This is a genomic window from Collinsella sp. i06-0019-1H4, from assembly GCF_042849575.1.
GTDB lineage: Bacteria > Actinomycetota > Coriobacteriia > Coriobacteriales > Coriobacteriaceae > Collinsella.
In genome coordinates this window covers 953,435-969,715 of the sequence record NZ_BAABYB010000001.1, presented here as the reverse complement: position 1 = coordinate 969,715, position 16,281 = coordinate 953,435, and the positions used below count along the sequence as shown (strand labels likewise).

The following is a 16,281-nucleotide window of genomic DNA, read 5'->3' as shown; positions in this document are numbered from 1 at the left end:
ACGATAGACAGTTAGGCATACATCTTTGGGGTAAAGTATCCGGAGCCAACGATTCTGGAACGATTTTTCGAGAAAGGTGCCCGCGTGCTCAAAGCAGTCGTTTTCGATATGGACGAGACGCTTCTTAGCATCAACCTCAACGCGTTCATCCTTCGCTATTTTAAGGATGTCTCGTCGATGCTCGCGGATATCGGACGACGCAGCCGAGGTGGCACGATGGCACGCCTCGGTACCATCCTGGTCGACCTCAACGCCAACCGCCGAAGCGGCACGGACAACCGCACCAATCTTGAGTTTTACCGCACCGAGGTCGAGCGCCGATGCGGCATCTGCCTTTCCGATCCCCTCATCTACGAGGCGTTTACCTACTACGACCGCGAAGTGCTTCCGTACAAGAACGACGATGTCATCAACGCCCACGCCATGCCGGGCGCACACGCCGCTCTCCAGGCCGTACAGGACGCAGGACTGCGCTGCGCGCTCTTTACCAACCCCAGCTTTCCCCAGGGGGCAATCGAGTGCCGCATGGGTTGGGGCGACCTGGTCGACGTCCCCTTTGAGCTCGTCACGCACATGGGAAACACTACCCGCTGCAAGCCCGATGCCACCTACTATCTCGAGCAGCTTCAGGTGATGGGGCTCGAGCCACACGAGGTCCTTATGGTGGGCAACGATCCCAAGCGCGACTTCCCCAGCCCTGCCTGCGGCATCCAAACCGCCTTTGTGGGCCAGGGCAAGCCCAGCCGAGCCACCTGGCGCGGAACCATGGAAGACTTCGCCCGCGATTTCAACGCCGTAGTAGAAGCCTTCTACGAACACCAAGTAGCCGACGAACTGTCATAGGACCCCTCCCACCAAACAAAATAGCGCCGCAGGTTGAGCATAAGTCAGCGAAAACGCCCCTAAGCGAGCAATGTGCCTTGAAAGAGGAGGGCATAGGCCTTCTGGCCATGCCCGACGATTGAAAGGCAGATTGCTCGCTTAGGGGCGTTTGCAGCGTCGACTGGTTACGCGGTTTGGTAAAACCGCGTAACTAACAGACTTGGGTTTTGCCGATCATGATGTTGAGGATCTCGACGTCGGTATCCTTCATACCCACACGGCCCACATAGCCCATGCTGGCGATTGTCTGCTCGACGGTATCCTGAATCAGGCCCTCGCCGGCGCGGAAGCCGCGACCCTGCATGGCCATATCGTGACCCAGAATCGCCGCATCAACGGCAGCGGAAATCTTGGCGGCACAGCTTGCCTTGGCGCCATCGCACACGATGCCGCCCACGTTACCGAGTGTGTTCGAAACCGTCGCGCCAATCTGCTCGCGCGTGCCACCGCACAGCCAGGTAATCGCAGCGCCGGCGCCACACGCGGCGCAAATAGCACCGCAAAACGCCGAGAGCGCACCGATATAGCTCTTGATATGCACAGCGATAAGATCGGACAGCATCACGGCGCGCACCAGGCGATCGTGGTCGCAGCGAAGGTATTCGGCATACTCCATAACGGGCAATGCACAGGTAATGCCCTGATTGCCCGAGCCGCACACAATGGCGACCGGCAGCGCGCAGCCGTTCATGCGGGCGTCAGATCCGGCGGCCGCACGGGCACGGGCACGGCAGGCGACGTCATCGGCACGAGCACCCAGCAGCGTGCGGCCAACCTCGGCACCCCAAGCGTGCGCCAGGCCCTCGGCGCTGATCGCGCCGTTCAGCTCAATCTGACGCTCAACGGCAGCGCGAGCACCCTCAACATCGCCGTCCTCGATAAAGTCAATGATGGACTCGATCGACATGGGCGTGTCGGCGCTATCTGCCGCACGCTCGGCCACCACGCGTTCTGCGCAGGCGGCACACTCCCCCGCCGACTTGCCGCATACCGGAATACCGTCGAGCGTATGGCACGTGACATTGGTGTGGTGGTCGGTAATCTCGACGACCGCGGTATGACCCCCGGCCGTGGCAGTCACCTTGATGTAGAGATTGGGCACGCCCTCGACAAGCGACACATCGCAGTAGCTGGCGTCGGCGAGGAGCTCGGCCACGCGAGCACGGTCCTCGTCGTTAACGCTCTCGAGCACCTCGAGCGCGCTCTTGGCGTCGCCGCCCACGGCACCCAGCACGGCCGCCGCCTCAATACCGTGCATACCGCCCGAGTTGGGCACGGTCACGCTCTTAACGTTCTTGATGATGTTGCCCGAGCAGGCAACGTCCATATGATCGGGTTCGCAACCGAGCGTCTGGCTCGCCAACGCCGCTGCATAGGCAACGGCAATGGGCTCGGTGCAGCCGAGCGCACAGACAAGCTCGCGGTTCAAGACATCGCAAAACGCGGCATCGCGGATGGAATCGGTAGGCATAGGTATCTCCTGCTTACATAACGGACTGGGCTCTCGATAATAGTTAACTCTATTTATTTGATAACAATGCATCAAAAACCGCAACCCAAGTTCCGGCGGACGGCGTTCAAGCGCAAACTGACGGCATTAATTCATGAGAAGCCGGTCTTGTCGCATGCTAAAGCGTTTGACCAAAAAACGCCCGAGCGTTTACGCAAAAGTCGCGCTATCATGCAGTCGAACGCGGTAAAACCTTTAGCAATCTCGCCGCACAGACCAGAGAGGAACCATCCATGAAGATCGGTATCGGCAACGACCACGCCGCCGTCGAGCTCAAGAACATCATCTCCGAGCACCTGAAGGAGCGCGGCTGCGAGGTCGTGAACTTTGGCACCGACACCTCCGAGAGCTTTGACTACCCAATCGCCGGCTACAAGGTGGGTAAGGCCGTTGCCAACGGCGACGTCGACCTGGGCATCCTGATCTGCGGCACCGGTGTCGGGATTAGCCTGGCCGCCAACAAGGTCGAGGGCGTACGCGCCGTCGTGTGCTCCGAACCCTTCAGCGCCAAGCTCTCGCGCATGCACAACAATACCAACGTACTCGCCTTTGGCGCCCGCGTCGTGGGCTCCGAGCTCGCCAAGATGATCGTCGACGAGTGGCTCGACGCCGAGTTTGAGGGCGGCCGCCACGAGCGTCGCGTTAACCTCCTCAACGAGATCGACCACACGCGCGGCCTCAAGGTCGTCGACGAGGCCTAAAGACCTACAAAGCCATACGCTAACGCCAGCCCCCGCCCGGAAGAAACATCCGGACGGGGGCTCTTTAGTAGATTTCTAAGCGGTTACCAAAAATCTACTGGAATAAAAAGGGCGCCGCGGATGGAATTCCGCGGCGCCAAAGCCACACGCTAACAGCTTTAAGGAGTCAAAGCTGGTTTAGCCAAAGAAGCGCTTGATCTCGATCTCGGCGTTCTCCAAGCAGTCGGAGCCGTGGATTACGTTAGCGTTGACATCGACAGCGAAGTCGCCGCGAATGGTGCCGGGAGCAGCATCAAGCGGGTTGGTAGCACCCATAAGGGTGCGCATCTTGGAGACAGCGGAGAGACCGGAAACGACCATCTTAACGACCGGGCCGCTCGTCATAAAGTCACAGAGACCACCAAAGAAGGGCTTGTCGGCCAGATGGGCGTAGTGCTCCTCGACGGTAGCGCGCTCGAGCGTGGTCATCTCCATGCGCTCGATGACAAGGCCGCTGCGCTCGATGCGAGCAACAATCTCGCCGATCTTGCGATCGCGCACGGCGTCGGGCTTAATCATGATGAAGGTCTTCTCGATAGCCATAAGGTAGCCTTTCAAGTAGGTTCGCGCGTGCCCAAGTCCCATTCCGGCACCCGCCTGGACTGCATCGTAACAGAGTTTTAGCTGCAGTTAAACAAAAAGCTGTTTATTGAAACGCTGCAATTTATTAAAGCGCTCCATATGTGTCACTTCTGTTTCGAAGCCCGATTAGAGTACCATCCGACCGCCCATCAACCGCACCGAACAGAGCAGGCGGTCGGTTGCCGCCCGCGAACGTATCCCCTTCACAACCTGCCCAAAGGTCCTACAGAAGTTCTCGACAAGGCCCTCCCCCATAGCAACAAAATACGGGCGCCCGCAACAGCAGACGCCCGTAAACAAAAACAATTTATCAATACATGGCCAAAACCGCTTCAACTAAAACCTTACTTTGCCCCGTGGCCCATCTCGACGACCTTGGTCAGCGATCCAAACACGCCCTCGTCGGCCACGAGCTGTGCCTCGGCACGCTGCAGCTGCACGGCAACGGCGGCAGGGGCGGTACCGCCCTCGGTCGTGCGGGCGGCGACAATCGACGGGATGTCGAGCGCCTCGGTAATATCACGCTCAAAGAGCGGGCTTGCCTCCTGGAACACCTCAAACGGCAGGTCCTCAAGATTGCAGTCGCGCTTCTCACACATCAGGACCAGATGGCCCACCACGGCATGCGCCTCACGGAACGGCAGGCCACGCTTGGCCAGGTAATCGGCAACATCGGTGGCGGCAAGGTGCCCCACACCACACTCGCGCGCCATGGCATCCTCGTTGACGGTCCAGGTCGAAATCATACCGGCCATAACGGACAGGCACTGCATGAGCGTATGGGCAGTATCGAGAGCGCCCTCCTTGTCTTCCTGCAAGTCCTTGTTATAAGCGAGCGGCAGGCCCTTCATGGTCACGAGCAGCTGCACCAGGTTGCCATAGACTCGGCCGCTCTTGCCGCGGATAAGCTCGGCAAAATCGGGGTTCTTCTTCTGCGGCATGATGGACGAGCCAGTGGAGTAGGAGTCGGAAAGCGTGATAAAGCCAAATTCGGAGCTCGACCACAGCACGATCTCCTCGGAAAGACGCGACAAGTGCATCGCCATGACGGAGCCGGCGTAATGCAGGTCGAGGAGGAAATCACGGTCGGAAACCGCATCGAGCGAGTTGGGGATCACGCCCGCAAAGCCAAGTTCGGCGGCCGTCATCTGACGATCGAGCGGATAGCTCGTACCGGCAAGCGCGGCAGCGCCCAGCGGGCAGTTGTCGGCAGCATCAAAGGCGGCCCGCAGGCGTGTAAAGTCGCGCGCGAACATCCAGGAATACGCCAGCAGATGATGCGACAGCAGCACGGGCTGAGCATGCTGCATGTGCGTGTAGCCCGGCAGAATCACCTTGTCATACTTTTTGGCCGCATCCACCAGCACATGGCGCAGTTCAAGATTGGCCTCCATGAGCTCCTTGGCCAGCGCCTTGACGCCCAGGCGCGTATCGGTCGCAACTTGGTCGTTGCGCGAACGCCCGGTATGCAGGCGCTTACCAGCCTCGCCGATGCGACGCGTCAGCTCGCTCTCGATGGACATATGAATGTCCTCGTCGTTGATATCGAAGGTGAAGTTGCCGGCATCGATATCCTGTTCGATTGCGGTCAGACCCTCGGCAATCGCCTGCTCGTCCTCGGCGCTGATAATGCCCTGGGCCGCCAGCATCTTGGCATGTGCCTTAGATCCGGCGATATCCTGCTTATAGAGATGTTTGTCGACCGGCAGCGACGCGCCAAACTCCTGCGTGACCTCGGCCACGCCCGCCTCAAAACGACCGCCCCAAAGAGCCATGGAACCGTCCCCTTTCATCAAATACCAAAACAAGCGCCCAAAGCAATGCGCCCTGTCGCTAAAGCGATTTTTCAACCGCTAGTTTTACACACTCCCTGCCGTGCGCTGGGCCATGTAGCTAATTTGCAAAGAAGTGACGCACCATGCACTTGGCGCCCAACGTCTCCCTCCGGATGTTGCCCTGCGAATCATCGATCCAGGCCTTCAAGCTCATAGGGACGTCCTCGACCTTTGCAGCATCGAACTCGGGCACGAGGGCAAGTAAAGCATGCGCGATAGCATGGAACATAATGGATACTCCTCATATATATAGGCGCAGAGCCGCCAAATTGATAGAAGGAGCCCCGCCGGATAACCCCGGCGGGGCTCGGACTCAGCCGCAGACGCGGCATCAAATACGCGGGCGGAACGTAGGGGCCACCGATGTTAAGAAGTGTCAGCAAGCATAACGAAAGGTAGGGACCCCGTGCGCCCGTTATGTATCACGCGGATGGGCCGCGCGAATACCAAGGAAAGGGAGGCTTAAGCCTGGGCGGCAGCAGAGCTGGGACCCTGGACCTTAGCCCACGTCTTGAGCGACAGCGTATCGATCTCGATAAAGCCAGCGCTAGCCTTCTCGTCAAACGTGGTGTCGCGGTCGTAGGTGGCCAGACCGTAGTCGTAGAGGCTGAAGGGGCTCTTGCGGCCGACGACATGGCAGTTGCCCTTAAAGAACTTCAGACGGACGGTGCCGGTCACGAACTTCTGGGTGTCGGCCATAAAGGCGTCGAGCGCGTTTTTGAGTGGGCTGTACCACTGGCCGTTGTACACGGCGGTGGCCCAATCCTGCTCGAGCTTAATCTTAGTCTTGAGCAGGTCGCCCTCAACGCAAATGTCCTCGAGTGCCTTATGGGCGGTAATGAGCGTCAGGGCGCCGGGAACCTCATAGCACTCGCGGCTCTTGAGGCCCACCAGACGATCCTCAACCAGGTCGAGACGGCCAAAGCCGTTGTCGCCCGCAATCTTATTGAGGGCGATGACGATCTCGGAGAGCTTCATCTTCTTGCCGTCGACGGCGACGGGCTTGCCGACCTCAAACTCAATCTCGGTATACGTCGGGGTGTCGGGCGTGTCCTCGGGATTCTTGGTCATAACCCAAGCGTCGTCGAGTGGCTCGTTCCAGGGATCCTCCAGGTGACCGCACTCGATGGCGCGGCCCCACAGGTTGTCGTCGATGGAATAGGGGTTGTCGTTGGCACCCTCGGGAACCGGCACGTTATGGGCGTGGGCATAGGCGACCTCGTCGGGACGGCACTTCAGATCCCACTCGCGAACGGGGGCGATAACCTTAAGCTCGGGGTCGAGGGCCTTGACCGCAGCCTCAAAACGAACCTGGTCGTTACCCTTGCCGGTACAGCCGTGGGCGACGTAGGTCGCGCCAAACTCGTGAGCGACCTCGACAAGCTTCTTGGCGAGCAGCGGGCGAGACAGGGCGGAAAGCAGCGGGTACTTGTTCTCGTACATGGAATTTGCGGCGATGGCCTTAGTCAGGAACTCATCGGAGAACTCGTCGCGCAGGTCGAGCACCTGGCAATCGAGAACGCCCAGGTCGAGCGCCTTCTGCTTCTTGGCATCCAGGCCGGTCTCCTCCTGGCCCACGTTGCCGCAGACGCAAACGACATCGAGATTCTTCTCGTCCTGGAGCCACTTGACACATACGGATGTATCAAGACCACCGGAATATGCGAGAACGACTTTTTCCTTGCTCATGGCTGTTTCCTTTCGCCCTTGGTAGCTAGTTAGAACATCGGTCAGTTGCAAGTCATTTCAAGGTCATATACCGTGCAATATCAGGTTAAATAGCAAAAAGCAGCACATACATGCCCTAGAAACATGCAGCAATGTCGTGCTAAAACCCAACGACCTCAAAATGACTCTGTTGAGGCAATTCGCCCCATGCGGACAGAGACGATTGTTATCGTCGTCGGGAAATTGCGCGCTGGCGTCGGATGGCATTGTCTGCAGTAGTGATGATCTTTACGAACTGCATCTGCCTCTCCTTTCACCTATCGCCGGGCGCAATTCTAATATCGCAAACGGTACCTTTTCCTCGGTAAGCGGTTATTTTTCCGTCTCCGTTTTCGATGGTCGCTATATTACGCTAAAGTGCCCGCGGCACAAGCGACAACTTCAAATTTCTGAAAAGTTTTTTCATTACTTTGTGAATGAAGATGCAAACGCGCGCCAATCCTGCGAAAATACGCCTGACTACGAGTTGATGGTTATAACGTCTGAAACAATTTCGAAACGAAAGGCTCGCTTTTATGCAAACTTACGAATCGGACGCCAATATCGGAAACATTAAGCTCATCGCCGTCGACATGGACAAGACACTGCTGACCGACGAGCGCGTGCTGCCGCAAGGCCTTGACGAATGCCTGGACAAGCTCGCCGAAGCCGGCATCGTATTCTGCCCCGCCAGCGGACGTCCCGCCCCCAAGCTCGAAGAGATGTTCGAGGGCATCAAGAACCGCCTCGCCTTTTGTCCCGACAACGGCGCATGCGTGATCTATCGTGGCAGCTATATCTATAAGAGCATTATCGACGTGGAGCTGTACCAGCAGGTCTTGAGCCGCGCCTCGGAGGATCCTCGCGCTGTCCCCGTCCTGTGCTGCTTCGACGAGTTCTACGTGCTTGCCCGCGACCATCAATACCACGACGAGATCAGCGTCTACTACAACACAATCAACTACGTCGACAGCTTTGAGGGCATTGATATCGAGTCCAACAAGATCTCGATCTTCTTCCCCGCCTACGATGCCGAGCCCGCATTCCGCGAGACCTATAGCCCCGCGTTCTCGGACAAGCTCTACGTCACCAATGCCGGGCGCGAGTGGATCGACTTCATGAACTTGGGCGTCGACAAGGGCGCTGGCGTCGCGCACCTGTGTGAGCAGCTCGGCATAGATATTGCCGATGCCGCCGCCGTGGGCGATACCTACAACGACATCCCCATGCTCGAGCGCGTCGGTCACAGCTTTATCGTGGACAATGCCGAGGAGCACATGAACGCGCACGCCAAGTGGCGCATTCCGAGCAACAACGACGGGGGCGTACTGACGCTCATCGACGCCATCTTGGCGGCTCGTTAACGTTACTCGTCGGGCCTGGCCGGGCGCATGGGCCAACTTTTTGCTCGGTCAGGTCCTGGGCTCGCTCGGAAAGCACATTAAGTGCTTTCCGGCTCGTGCGGAATCTACAAAAAGTTGGCCCATGCGCCCGGCCAGGCCCTAGGTTTACTTGCTTGCCGCCCGGATGGCGTCTTGGCGTCTAGATACTTTGGCTGAATTTAATTGAATGAAGGGAGCTCCTTGTTGATGAGGAGCTCCCTTCTGTTTTGGTTACTTTGGGGTTGTGGGTGTGGCCTTACTTGGCATCGGCCCAGGTCACTCCTGTCGATGCTTCGGCGATCAACGGTACGCGTAGGTCTACGACGTGCTCCATGACGTCTTGGACCATGGCGGTTAGGCGCTCGACTTCTTCGACCGGGCACTCAAAGTCCAGTTCGTCGTGCACCTGCAGAATCATGTGGGCGGCAAAGTCCTCTTCTTCCAGACGGCGGCTCACACGGGCCATGGCGATCTTGATGATGTCGGCCGCGGTTCCCTGCATGGGGTGGTTCATGGCCGTGCGTTCGCCAAAGCCGCGGAGCTGCGGATTTTTGGCCTTGAGCTCCGGAATGTGGCGACGGCGGCCGTACATGGTCTCGGCGTAACCCGTCTGCTTGGCACGCGCCACCACGTTGTCGAGGAACGTGCGCACGCCCGGATAGGCCTCGTAGTAGCGGTCGATCATGTCGCGCGCCTCGGCCATCGAGATGTGCAGCGACTGCGACAGGCCATAGGCCTGCTGACCGTACACGATGCCAAAGTTCACGGCCTTGGCGCGGCTGCGGAGGTCGGGCGTTACCTCGGACACGGGAACGCCAAACACGCGCGCGGCCGTCTCGGCGTGGAAGTCCTCGCCCTCGTTAAAGGCGCGCACCAGGTGCTCGTCACCCGAAAGATGCGCCAGCAGACGCAGTTCGATCTGTGAGTAGTCCACCGCCAAAAAGACGCTTCCCTCGCCTGCCGAAAACGCCGTCTTGACGGTACGACCCAGCTCCGAGCGCGTCGGGATGTTCTGCAGGTTCGGGTCGCTCGAGGACAGGCGACCCGTTGCCGTGATGGTCTGGTTGTACGTGGTGTGCACGCGACCGTCACCACGACGCAGCGGGCCCAGCGTGTCCAGATAGGTGGACTTGATTTTGGACTTCTCACGCCAGTCCAAAATCAGACGCACGATTTCGTGGTCACGGGCAAGGTCGCTCAGCACCTTGGCGTTAGTCGAATAGTAACCGCGCTTGGTCTTTTTGAGGCCCTTGGTTGGAAGCCCCATAACGTCAAACAGCACGTGCGAGAGCTGCATGGGGCTGCCGATGTTAAAGGTCTCGTCACCTGCCAGGTCGCGAATGCTGCGCTCGACCTCGGCAATCTGGGTAGCAAGTCCCTCGGACAGACTATGCAGGCGGTCGGGGTCCACGAGCATGCCCGCGCGCTCCATCTTGGCAAGCACCGGCACGAGTGGCATCTCAATCCCATCGAACACGTTGGCGGCGTTCTCGCGTGACATGCGGTCGCGCAGCGGTGCGACCAGCGCCAGCGTCAAGGCCGCCGTGCGAGCGGCGGGCGCAGGAGCGTCCTCGCCGGCACCCTCTGCACCGTGCGCCGCAGGCAGCGCCATCTGCAGATAGGTATCGGCCAGATACGCCTCGTCAAACTCGGAGCGGTCGGAATCCAACAGGTAGGCCGCGACCACGGTATCGAAGATGCGCGTGGAATCGACTGCCAGTGGGTCCATGAGCTCGGGCTCAGAGGAATCGATGGGCGAAAGCTCATGCAGCAGCGCCTTCATATCCGGGCTCGCCACGCGGCCCTCCATAAACAGGCGCGCGAGCACACCGGCGATCACGCCGTGGGCAACGTTAAAGCCATCGACCTCGCCAGGCGTAGCGCCGTCGCCCTCCTCGAGCGCAAACAGCCCCTTGGACGTCGCCAGCCACAGTGTGCGCGTCAGGCCAAAAAGCGCGCCCTCCTCCTTGTCCTCGTCCACCACGGCGGCAATCCACTCACCCGCATCAATCGCGCGAGTGATCTCGGCGGCAGCGGCGGCAAGCGCCTCGGCATCACCGGCAGCGGCACGCACAACCGCTGGCATCTCGAGCGCGCTGGCAGCGGGCGCGACCCCGCCCTCGCCGCCAATCAGCGCCAGGAAACGGTTCTGCATGGCCGTAATGCCGAGCGTGCCGAGCGCCACGGAGACCTCGTCGGCAGAAAACGCCGGGAAGGACGTCGCCTCAAAGTCGAGCTCGACGGGCGCATCGGTGCGAATGGTCGCAACCTTGCGGCTCAGCAGTGCGTCGTCGATGTGCGCACGCAGGTTCTCGCCCATCTTGCCCTTGACTTCGTCGGCGTGTGCGATGACCTCGTCCAGGCTACCGTACTGCGCAATGAGCGCGCTCGCCTTTTTGGGACCGATGCCCGGCACGCCGGGGATGTTGTCGGACGTGTCGCCCTTCAGACCATAAAAGTCGGGCACGAGCGCCGGCGTGATGCCGTGATACAGATCGTCCACGCTCTCGGGCGTCATGATCGCCACGTCGGACAGGCCCTTACGAGTCGAGACCACGTTAACGTGCTCGGTCACAAGCTGATACATATCGCGATCACCGGTCACCAGCAGCATGTCACAGCCGGCCTGCTCGCCCAGGCGCGCCATAGTGCCCAGGATGTCATCGCCTTCCCAGCCCTCGGACTGCAGAATCGGCACGTTGAGCGCGGTGAGTAGCTCCTTGATCATCGGAAACTGCGCGTGCAGATCGGGGTCCATGGGCGGACGCTGCGCCTTATACTGCGGTAGCATCTCCATGCGCACGCGCGGCTTGCCCTTATCAAACGCCACGACGACGCCGTCGGGATTAAAGGCGTCAATCATCTTGAGGAACATATTCAAAAAGCCAAAGATCGCGTTGGTGGGACGACCGTCCGGCGCGTTCATGGTCGGCGGCACGGCGTGGAAGGCGCGGTGCATGAGCGAATTGCCGTCGATAACGGCAAAGGTGCGGCGCTTATCAGACATATTGAATACCTCGCTTTGGGCTGGGCACGGTTTGCTCACTCCAGTTTACACGCTCCCCGCCCCGCGGCCACCGCACATCAAGCTCCCCCGCCACCGCACGCTCCCGAGTGATACGATGGCTCACGGTACATCAACCAGCACGATCGATCCGAAAGGAGCCTGCGTTATGGAGCGTCCCTGCGCATGGAAAAAGTACACGCCACAGCAAATCGAGGAGCTCGAGGAGCTTTGCCGCGGCTATAAGCAGTTTTTGAGCGAGAACAAGACCGAGCGCCTGTGCGTCAAGACCGGCATCAAGATGGCCGAGAAGGCAGGCTACGTCGACCTGGAGACCGTGATCGCCGAAGGCCGCGAGCTCAAGGCAGGCGACAAGGTGTACGCCGCCAACCACGGCAAGGACCTTATGCTCGTCAACCTGGGCACCGCCCCGCTCGAGCAGGGCTTTAACATCCTGGGCGCCCACGTGGACTCGCCGCGCCTGGACCTCAAGCAGAACCCCGCCTTCGAGGCCGGCGACATGGCCTACCTCGACACGCACTACTACGGCGGCGTCAAGAGCTACCACTGGGTGGCCTCCCCGCTTGCACTCGTGGGCGTCATCTGCAAAAAGGACGGCACCACCGTCGACATCAACATCGGCGACAAGGCAGACGATCCGGTCTTTACCATCTCCGACCTGCTAATCCACCTCTCGAGCGAGCAGATGTCCAAGCCCGCCAAGAACGCCGTCGACGCCGAGATCCTCGACGTGATCGTGGGCGGCCGTCCCGTCAAGTTCGATGAGGACGACAAGGACGCCCCCAAGGAGCCCGTCAAGCAGATGTTCCTGGACATCCTCAAGGAGCAGTATGACGTCGAGGAGGAGGACTTCCTCTCCGCAGAGATCGAGGTCGTGCCCGCCGGCCCGGCCCGCGACATGGGCCTCGACCGCTCCATGATTTTGGGCTATGGCCACGACGACCGCGTCTGCGCCTATCCCTCCATGCTCGCCCAGATCGACGTCGAAAACGTGGAGCGCACGAGCATCACGCTCATCGTCGACAAGGAGGAGATCGGCTCCGTGGGTGCCACCGGTATGACGAGCCGCTTCTTCGAGAACACCGTCGCCGAGATCATGACGCTCGCCGGCGAGGATAGCTCGCTGGCCTTGCGCCGTGCACTCGCCCACAGCCGTATGCTCTCCTCCGACGTGTCCGCCGGCTTCGACCCGGGCTACGCCGGCAAGTTCGAGACCAAGAACGCCGCCTTTATGGGTCGCGGCCTGTGCTTTAACAAGTACACGGGCAGCCGCGGCAAGGGTGGCTCCAACGACGCCGACGCCGAGTACGTGGCCCTCGTCCGCGACATCATGGACGAGGCCGGCGTGGACTTCCAGACCTGCGAGCTCGGTCGCGTCAACGCGGGCGGCGGCGGCACCATCGCATACATCATGGCCAAGTACGGCATGAACGTCATCGACTCCGGCGTTGCCGTCCTGTCCATGCACGCCCTGTGGGAGGTCGCTAACAAGGCCGATATCTACGAGGCCTACCGCGGCTACAAGGCCTTCCTCGAGCGCGCCTAACCAGCCCTTCATCAGTTGCGGTGAAATACGGACTAAACTGGCCTATAAACGGCCAAAACAGACCGTATTCCACCGCAACTTCCTTTTTGGCAGAGGAGAGTCCATGCTGCAGGTCATCATTTCGCCCGCCAAGCAGATGCGCGCGGCCCAAGATGCTTTTGAAGTCCTGGGCATTCCACCTTTTGCGCACGAGACGGCTCGCCTCCACCGCGCACTGCTAGATATCGAGCGGAATGAAGGCAGCGGCGGCCTGCAAGCGCTATGGAACGTGAGCGACAAACTGCTGGGGCCTTGCCTCAACACCCTGCATGAGTTCGGGCCCATCCTGATAAACGGCGATCTCGACAATCCCGCACTCGCCCGACACCTCTCCCCTGCCGTCATGTCCTATCACGGGATTCAATACCAGAGCATGGCGCCCGAGGTCATGGATGCCGCACAACTCGACTGGCTGCAAAACCATCTCTGGATCCTCTCCGGATTGTACGGATGCGTGCGGCCTTTCCATGGCGTTGAGCCCTATCGGCTCGAAATGGGAGCCAAGCTCGCCGTCGACAACGCCCGTGACCTCTATGCGTTTTGGGGCGACAAACTTGAATGCGCCATTGCGCCGACCGGCTCCAACACCACGGTCGTCAACCTTGCCAGCGTGGAGTACGCCAAGGCCGTTCTACCCCATCTCGCGGGCGACGCCACAGCCGTCACGTGCCTCTTTGGCGAGGGTATCCGCAACGGGAAGCCCATCCAACGGTCGACCGCCAGCAAAAAGGCGCGCGGCTCCATGGTGCGGTGGATGGCAGAAAACAAACTCGAGGATGCAAGCGAACTTACCGCATTCAACATCGGCTATCGTTACATCTCCGAGCTTTCAGACAAAAACACCCTGGTATTCATGAACGCGCAGGCACAATAGGCCCGACGTTTCCAAACACCCCGCTATTCCGCCAAGCCGTCTGCCTTGGCAATCTCGATCGTCGAGCCATCTTGGTAGGTAACCTTAACGTGCTCCACCTCGGACATCGCAACACCCGATGGAGGCTCAAGGCGCCATTCGGTCAAGGCGATATCCATCGTCGTAGGGACGTCTCCTTGATCTTTGAGTTTCACCGTCAGCGTTTTGAGCACCGCATCAAACGTCACGTGTTCGATTTCCTCACCTGGAATGGACCCACCACTCAGCTGCAACTGCACAAACTCATCGCGCGGGTACCAATAATCGCCCGGCGCGGCAACGGTATTGCCGCCCGTGACCTTCACTGTCATGATCGGCAGGCTATCGTCCGCCTCAAACGCCCAGGCAGCTCCCCCACGCCCGCCAAACGTCCAGATACAACAGGCGATCGCCATCACGACAAGGATCGCAAAACCAATTGCGACCAGCCCATGATGGGCACGGCCCTCCTCGGCCGACACATCCCACTGCGTCTCCCGATATAGATGCTTGTCTTCCATGTTCGCCTCCCCACGGGCATGCTCATCGCGTCAATCGTACCCATTCGAGCTATACTTGAGCCCACCACATAAACGGGGAGCTTGCAGGACAAGACGGCAGGCTGAGACTGGGCGCGCCCGCCCTGACCCGCAAACCTGATATGGGTAATGCCAACGAAGGGAGCCGTGCCAATGAGCACACAAACCGAGCCCACGCTCGTCACGCAAATCGACTTCGCCCGCGCCGGGCAGATCACACCGCAGATGAAGGAGGTCGCCGAGCGCGAGCATCGCGACCCCGAGTACATCCGCGAGCGCGTGGCCGACGGCCGCATCGCCATCCCCGCCAACATCGTGCATATCAAAAAGGGCATGCGCGCCTTTGGTGTCGGTGAGGGCCTGTCCACCAAGGTCAATGTCAACCTGGGCATCTCGGGCGACAAGGCCGATGCCGCCGAGGAATGGAAGAAGGTCAAGATTGCCGAGGACTACGGCGCCGACGCCATCATGGACCTCTCCAACTCGGGCAAGACGCGCCAGTTCCGCCAGCAGCTCATCGACGAGACACCGCTCATGGTGGGCACCGTCCCCATGTACGACGCCATCGGCTACATGGAAAAGCCGCTGGTCAAGCTCACCAAGGACGACCTGTTCGAAGTCGTGCGCGCGCACGCCGAGGACGGCGTGGACTTTATGACCATCCACTGCGGCATCAACAAGTCGGTCACCAAGACCTTTAAAGAGACCGGCCGTCTCATGAACATCGTCAGCCGTGGCGGCTCGCTGCTGTTTGGCTGGATGGAGGTCACCGGCAACGAAAACCCCTTCTACGAGTACTTTGACGAGCTGCTCGAAATCTGCCACGAGTACGACGTGACGATTTCGCTCGGCGACTCCTGCCGCCCGGGCTGCCTCTACGACTCCAACGACGCCACCGAGACCGCCGAGATGATCGAGCTGGGCAAGCTGTGCAAGCGCGCTTGGGCCGCCGGCGTCCAGGTCATGGTCGAGGGTCCGGGTCACATGGCGCTCGACGAGATCGCCGCCAATATGAAACTGCAGAAGCGCCTGTGCCACAACGCCCCGTTCTATGTGCTCGGGCCGCTGGTGACCGATATCGGAGTGGGCTACGACCACATCACCGCCGCCATCGGCGGCGCCATCTCCGCCAGCTCCGGAGCCGACTTCCTGTGCTACGTGACGCCGGCCGAGCACCTGTGCCTGCCCAACGCCCAGGACGTGCTCGACGGCCTCATGGCCACCAAGATCGCCGCACACGCCGCCGACATCGCCAAAAAGGTGCCCCACGCCCGCGACATGGACGACAAGATGGGCCAGGCACGCCGCAAGCTCGACTGGGACGCCATGTGGAAGTGCGCTCTCGACCCGGTCACCGGTAAGAAGCGCTACGAGGAATCCCCCGCTGCCACCGAGGGCACCTGCACCATGTGCGGCAAGATGTGCGCCGTCCGCACCGTCAACAAGGTGTTCGAGGGCACGACGATCGACCTCGGTATTGAGGACTAACGCGTCACCGAAGCCACAATCGGTAACAAGGTGTTCGACAATTGTTGACGCGTGAACATTTGCTTACATTTGCGTAAAGATTGCATCGCCCGCCCGGGTTCGGAATACAGCCGG

General features: G+C 60.1%; 13 protein-coding genes and 1 riboswitch. Of the genes, 6 read left to right on the top strand and 7 right to left on the bottom strand.

The genetic code is table 11. From position 1 onward, the window contains the following. The first annotated feature begins 84 nt into the window (after positions 1 to 84). A complete protein-coding gene (locus ACGHEN_RS04120; RefSeq protein ID WP_390397464.1) occupies positions 85 to 843 on the top strand; it encodes an HAD family hydrolase in 759 nt (252 codons plus the stop codon). Positions 844 to 1,033: 190 nt separating this feature from the next. On the opposite strand, the gene ACGHEN_RS04115 is transcribed toward ACGHEN_RS04120, so the two are convergent. Further along, on the bottom strand, positions 1,034 to 2,353 hold the full coding sequence (locus tag ACGHEN_RS04115) for a serine dehydratase subunit alpha family protein (protein ID WP_390397461.1): 1,320 nt from the start codon (positions 2,351 to 2,353) through the stop codon (positions 1,034 to 1,036). A 272-nt stretch (positions 2,354 to 2,625) separates the two neighbouring features. Between ACGHEN_RS04115 and rpiB the strand changes: the two genes are divergently transcribed. Beyond that, complete coding sequence (gene rpiB, locus ACGHEN_RS04110) at positions 2,626 to 3,093, top strand: ribose 5-phosphate isomerase B (RefSeq protein WP_006234151.1); 468 nt, start codon at positions 2,626 to 2,628, stop codon at positions 3,091 to 3,093. Between the two features lie 177 nt (positions 3,094 to 3,270). Here the strand turns inward: rpiB and ndk are convergent, their stop codons facing one another. The 4 genes from ndk to ACGHEN_RS04090 all read right to left on the bottom strand — a co-directional run bounded on the left by ndk (position 3,271) and on the right by ACGHEN_RS04090 (position 7,238). Further along, positions 3,271 to 3,675: a nucleoside-diphosphate kinase gene (ndk, locus tag ACGHEN_RS04105; RefSeq protein WP_055251725.1), complete on the bottom strand. Its 405-nt coding sequence runs from the start codon at positions 3,673 to 3,675 to the stop codon at positions 3,271 to 3,273. A 383-nt stretch (positions 3,676 to 4,058) separates the two neighbouring features. Beyond that, positions 4,059 to 5,489, bottom strand: a complete 1,431-nt coding sequence (gene argH, locus ACGHEN_RS04100; protein WP_390397458.1) for an argininosuccinate lyase — start codon at positions 5,487 to 5,489, stop codon at positions 4,059 to 4,061. Positions 5,490 to 5,607: 118 nt separating this feature from the next. Further along, positions 5,608 to 5,778, bottom strand: a complete 171-nt coding sequence (locus ACGHEN_RS04095) for a hypothetical protein (protein ID WP_022095238.1) — start codon at positions 5,776 to 5,778, stop codon at positions 5,608 to 5,610. Positions 5,779 to 6,011: 233 nt separating this feature from the next. After that, positions 6,012 to 7,238 (bottom strand): argininosuccinate synthase, encoded by a 1,227-nt coding sequence (locus ACGHEN_RS04090; protein WP_390397456.1) that lies wholly within the window; start codon positions 7,236 to 7,238, stop codon positions 6,012 to 6,014. A 554-nt stretch (positions 7,239 to 7,792) separates the two neighbouring features. On the opposite strand from ACGHEN_RS04090, the gene ACGHEN_RS04085 reads away from it, so the two are divergent. Beyond that, positions 7,793 to 8,620: a Cof-type HAD-IIB family hydrolase gene (locus ACGHEN_RS04085; protein ID WP_390397453.1), complete on the top strand. Its 828-nt coding sequence runs from the start codon at positions 7,793 to 7,795 to the stop codon at positions 8,618 to 8,620. A 274-nt stretch (positions 8,621 to 8,894) separates the two neighbouring features. Here ACGHEN_RS04085 and polA read toward each other — a convergent pair whose 3' ends face one another. Next, the gene (gene polA, locus ACGHEN_RS04080; RefSeq protein ID WP_390397452.1) at positions 8,895 to 11,645 is read right to left on the bottom strand and encodes a DNA polymerase I; all 2,751 of its coding nucleotides are present in this window, start codon (positions 11,643 to 11,645) and stop codon (positions 8,895 to 8,897) included. 166 nt (positions 11,646 to 11,811) lie between these two features. Between polA and ACGHEN_RS04075 the strand changes: the two genes are divergently transcribed. Together ACGHEN_RS04075 and ACGHEN_RS04070 are read left to right on the top strand one after the other, a co-directional pair. Then, positions 11,812 to 13,209: an aminopeptidase gene (locus ACGHEN_RS04075; protein WP_390397451.1), complete on the top strand. Its 1,398-nt coding sequence runs from the start codon at positions 11,812 to 11,814 to the stop codon at positions 13,207 to 13,209. A 103-nt stretch (positions 13,210 to 13,312) separates the two neighbouring features. Then, positions 13,313 to 14,122, top strand: a complete 810-nt coding sequence (locus ACGHEN_RS04070) for a YaaA family protein (protein WP_390397449.1) — start codon at positions 13,313 to 13,315, stop codon at positions 14,120 to 14,122. A 23-nt stretch (positions 14,123 to 14,145) separates the two neighbouring features. Here the strand turns inward: ACGHEN_RS04070 and ACGHEN_RS04065 are convergent, their stop codons facing one another. Then, entirely contained in the window at positions 14,146 to 14,661 is a 516-nt protein-coding gene (locus ACGHEN_RS04065; protein WP_390397447.1) for a hypothetical protein, read from the bottom strand. A gap of 63 nt (positions 14,662 to 14,724) precedes the next feature. Beyond that, positions 14,725 to 14,840: riboswitch (TPP riboswitch) on the top strand. Here ACGHEN_RS04065 and thiC point away from each other — a divergent pair. After that, positions 14,833 to 16,167, top strand: coding sequence for a phosphomethylpyrimidine synthase ThiC (gene thiC, locus ACGHEN_RS04060; protein ID WP_390397445.1), 1,335 nt, complete (start codon positions 14,833 to 14,835; stop codon positions 16,165 to 16,167). (Overlaps the previous riboswitch by 8 nt.) The last annotated feature ends 114 nt before the right edge of the window (positions 16,168 to 16,281 follow it).

Bases quoted from the DNA above. Each gene is read 5' to 3' on its own strand.
- ACGHEN_RS04115 (WP_390397461.1), bottom strand. From the start codon at position 2,353: ATGCCTACCGATTCCATCCGCGATGCCGCGTTTTGCGATGTCTTGAAC.
- rpiB (WP_006234151.1), top strand. From the start codon at position 2,626: ATGAAGATCGGTATCGGCAACGACCACGCCGCCGTCGAGCTCAAGAAC.
- ndk (WP_055251725.1), bottom strand. From the start codon at position 3,675: ATGGCTATCGAGAAGACCTTCATCATGATTAAGCCCGACGCCGTGCGC.
- argH (WP_390397458.1), bottom strand. From the start codon at position 5,489: ATGGCTCTTTGGGGCGGTCGTTTTGAGGCGGGCGTGGCCGAGGTCACG.
- ACGHEN_RS04095 (WP_022095238.1), bottom strand. From the start codon at position 5,778: ATGTTCCATGCTATCGCGCATGCTTTACTTGCCCTCGTGCCCGAGTTC.
- ACGHEN_RS04090 (WP_390397456.1), bottom strand. From the start codon at position 7,238: ATGAGCAAGGAAAAAGTCGTTCTCGCATATTCCGGTGGTCTTGATACA.
- ACGHEN_RS04085 (WP_390397453.1), top strand. From the start codon at position 7,793: ATGCAAACTTACGAATCGGACGCCAATATCGGAAACATTAAGCTCATC.
- polA (WP_390397452.1), bottom strand. From the start codon at position 11,645: ATGTCTGATAAGCGCCGCACCTTTGCCGTTATCGACGGCAATTCGCTC.
- ACGHEN_RS04075 (WP_390397451.1), top strand. From the start codon at position 11,812: ATGGAGCGTCCCTGCGCATGGAAAAAGTACACGCCACAGCAAATCGAG.
- ACGHEN_RS04070 (WP_390397449.1), top strand. From the start codon at position 13,313: ATGCTGCAGGTCATCATTTCGCCCGCCAAGCAGATGCGCGCGGCCCAA.
- ACGHEN_RS04065 (WP_390397447.1), bottom strand. From the start codon at position 14,661: ATGGAAGACAAGCATCTATATCGGGAGACGCAGTGGGATGTGTCGGCC.
- thiC (WP_390397445.1), top strand. From the start codon at position 14,833: ATGAGCACACAAACCGAGCCCACGCTCGTCACGCAAATCGACTTCGCC.